We start from the raw sequence: 3,632 nt of genomic DNA, 5'->3' as shown, positions 1-3,632 counted from the left end.
TCTGTATTGCCTGCCATGCGATACAGAGCATGAAGCAGCTCGCCGTACATAGCCGGTTGCTGTGCACCAAATTCTGTGTTAGATTTTGGCTGCATATAGCCGTTTTCTACGGCAAATAAGGCACTGGCTTCCTCAAAAGGGCTGGTGATGTCGGAAAAATCATAACTTTTTGTTTGCTTGGCTGCCGATTGGGAAAAAACATGGGCGTAGTAATCGTTGTTTAATACCTGTGTGGAAAACGAAAAAGCGTTGCTCACGTATTGACTGTATGTTTGCACATCGACAGAATCGACAGGTGAACCGTCATAAGATTCCGCGGTGCCGGTTTCTGCGTTATAGCGGAATGTATCGGTCAAATAGCTTTGGTCGGATAACATCGCCACATGCGGGCTGTCGGATAAAATATCTTTTCCGGCGAGCAGGCGGGAGTCATACGAGACACCAAATAGATTGAGCAGCGTCGGTAAAATATCCATGTCACAGCAATAGGCATCCACATCAACGGGCTGCATGTTGGGAATATAGCACAGAAACGAATTATGATATTTTTCAAATGTCGTGTCAATGCGTGTTCCGGCAAGCGCGTTGTACTGATTTTCCGACAGACCGTAAGGATAATGATCGGCGGTAAGAACAATCACGGTGTTGTCTGCTTTTCCGGCACGTTCCAGTGCCGCAAACAAATCTTCTACAGCATATTCCAGCTCCATGTTGCAGGCAAGATACGCCTGTACGGTCTCCGAATAGGGGAGATCGGAAACGGCATCCCGATTTTTGGCACTCATCGCATTATCCCAGTCATACTGATAATGACCGGAAAATGTCATGTAATATGTGCAAAACGGCGTATCGCTGTCCAAATACTCCGAGACAGACGCATCAATCATGTCTTTGTCTGAGGACGGCCATGACAGAGGAATGTCTAAACCGCTGCCGACTGCCCGAAACGTATATCCCATGTTGGGATGCGTGTGATTGCGGTCATAAAATGTACCGTAATAATTGTGATAGGCATAGGCGGGATAGCCTAGGGAAGAAAAGACGGTTCCCATACAATAGGGCAAATAGTTGCTGCGCGAGACATCAAAGCTGGATGCCGTCTTGGTGCGAGACATATCCGGCATTAGTCCCATACACAGGGAGTATTCACCGTTTGTCGTGGTGTTGGGAAAACTGCAATAGTAGTTTTGAAATCGAAAGCCGCCGTTTGCCAACTTGTACAGTGCCGGTGTTCGCTCTTTGTCAATGAGATATGGACTGAATGATTCGGCGCAAATCATAATGAGATTGTAGTCTTTGGTCAGCCCGGTGTATTGATTTTTATTGGTCGGTGCAAGAGATGCACAATATTGGTCGAGGGCAGATAAAGATTCATCGTCTGTGCTGTTTGCCAGCGCAGAAAAATCCAGAGATGGATCAATATTGGCAGTATCTGTACTGTCTTGTTCCGGATCGCCGTCCAAAGCACTGGCGGTCAGTGTGACAGAGGATCCCTGTAGCTGTGCCAATCCCTCTTCTATCATCGTGGCGGCGAGACCGGCATGACGAACGCTGCTTTCTGTGGAAGCACTGGTGTTGGTCAGCAGCCGATACACGGCGCCGCCGTCCAGCACGCGCACACAGACAAGCGTCAGCACACAGATGGCTGCGAAGGCACCCAGTATAGGACCGCGTGTTTTTCGTGTCAATCGCGGCAGCTGGGCACGGTGAGACCGCAGAACATACCAAGCCAATGGAAGCGGCAGGCACAGCGCGATGACAGCGAAAAGCTGCTGCTGGATACCGTAGATAACCTGACCTTGAAAGTTGGTCAGGGCATCGGTGCCGAGTGTCAGCTGCGACAGCGGCATAAAACTGCCGAAAATGCCATGATAGACGCATTGGACACAGCAGCAGACACACAGAAAACCGAGACCAACTAAGGCAATTCGTCCGCTGGCTTTTGCCGGAAACAAAGAGCTGATGCAGACAAGTCCACTTCCCACACATAGACCGAACAGCATAGGAATGACCAGATGCATGTCTGCTGTGTGAAAGACGACAAGATGCAGCACCAGCTCTAAGTATGCGCCGCTTCCGGCAAATACAAGCCAAGCGAGAAACTCTTTATTGCGCCGCAAGGTCGTAAATCTGAATTTCTGCGTTTGTGACATACTCTGCCTTCAGAGCAGCGAGCTTCTGATAATGGGAAGTTGTGCCATGAATCTTTTGTGCTTCCCGGCTGTCCCACAGCTCCAGCAGGCACAGATCGCTTTCGGAATCTGCCGGATAGTAATAATCATATTTGCGGTTTCCAGCCTCTTCACGAGATGCCGTGTCGATGCCCTGCTCGACAATGTGACGGTAGAATTCTTCGCGCTTGCCGTCCTTGACGGTATAGCGAACGGTAACGAGAATAGGATTGCTCATAAACAATCAACTCCTTTTTTGAAAGTATCTTTAGTTTACCGTGAATTTACCGCGTTGACAAGAGGAAGTTTGCGAATTATATATAGATAAATACCTATAGATATTGAAAAATATAGATAGAAAAAATTATTTTGCAGTTGCAATGCCAAAAGGGCAGTGATACAATAAAAGCACGAACGAAATTGGCAGAAATCTGCATGAAATCAAGATAAAATTCAGGGATGAGCACATCCCGCTAAAGTGAGGAATTGCTATGAAAAAGATTGACCCGCAGAGCTGGAAGGCGGATATGCCGCTGTTCCGCGAAAAGGCGATCGCTTACTCCAAGGGCGAAATCAAGAAGGCAGAATATAAGGGCTTTTCCGGTCGTTACGGCAGCTATGCACAGCATGATCCGTCCAAGAACATGCTGCGTCTGCGTATGCCGGCAGGCCGCGTGACCGCAAAGAAGCTGGCATATATTGCGGAGTCTATTCGCAAGTATCAGGTGCCGCGCGCGCATTTTACCACCTGTCAGACCATTCAGCTGCATGACATGGATGCGGAAACTACCTGCGATATTATGGAAGGTGCATTGGATGTCGGCATTGTCACCATGGGCGGCGGCGGCGATTTCCCGCGCAACACCATGTGTGCTCCACTGAGCGGCGTACAGAAGGGCGAATACTTTGATGTTCTGCCGTATGCTGAGGCAGTCGGAGAATTTGCGATGAATTTTATCAATGCAGAGCCGATGCCGCGTAAGCTCAAGGTTGGCTTCTCCAATTCTCCGGAAAATGTCACCCATGCGACATTCCGTGATATGGGCTATGCTGCTCGTCCGGACGGCAAGTTTGACGTATATACCGCAGGCGGTCTCGGCAACAATCCGCGCTTTGGCGTCAAGGTAGCAGAAGCGGTTGAGCCGGATCAGCTGCTGTTCTATCTCAAGGCCATGTGGGTGACCTTCCGTACTTATGGCGATTATCAGAATCGCGGTCATGCCCGTACGCGCTATTTGCAGGAAATTCTCGGCGGCGCAGAAAAGTACAAGGAAGCATATCTGGAAAAGCTCAAGGAAGTATATGCTTCCGGCGAAGACCTGACTCTGCATGTCGATCCGATTGTCTTCACCAAGACCGGTGACGGCAGCACGGTTTCCGATCCGCGCGTGGTAGAGCAGAAGCAGGACGGTCTGTATGCTGTTGCATGGCATCCGATTGGCGGTATGCCGGCAGTAGAGG

General features: G+C 49.6%; 2 protein-coding genes and 1 pseudogene. 1 reads left to right on the top strand and 2 read right to left on the bottom strand.

All coding sequences use genetic code 11. The features are described from left to right. Both ACR0P9_RS09145 and ACR0P9_RS09140 read right to left on the bottom strand, forming a co-directional pair. Positions 1-2,153: LTA synthase family protein (locus tag ACR0P9_RS09145; protein ID WP_432619419.1), on the bottom strand; the 2,153-nt coding region annotated here is incomplete at its 3' end. After that, positions 2,107-2,409: a putative quinol monooxygenase gene (locus tag ACR0P9_RS09140; protein WP_432619417.1), complete on the bottom strand. Its 303-nt coding sequence runs from the start codon at positions 2,407-2,409 to the stop codon at positions 2,107-2,109. The genes ACR0P9_RS09140 and ACR0P9_RS09145, both read right to left, overlap by 47 nt. Positions 2,410-2,662: 253 nt before the next feature. Here ACR0P9_RS09140 and ACR0P9_RS09135 point away from each other — a divergent pair. Then, positions 2,663-3,632, top strand: a pseudogene (locus ACR0P9_RS09135) (nitrite/sulfite reductase); the annotation flags it as partial.

The sequence above is a fragment of the Butyricicoccus sp. genome (assembly GCF_050872565.1).
Classification (GTDB): Bacteria; Bacillota; Clostridia; order Oscillospirales; family Butyricicoccaceae; genus Butyricicoccus_A.
This window is presented reverse-complemented; position numbering and strand designations above follow the sequence as displayed.

Excerpts from the sequence above, each read along its gene's own strand:
- ACR0P9_RS09140 (WP_432619417.1), bottom strand. The coding sequence starts at position 2,409 with ATGAGCAATCCTATTCTCGTTACCGTTCGCTATACCGTCAAGGACGGC.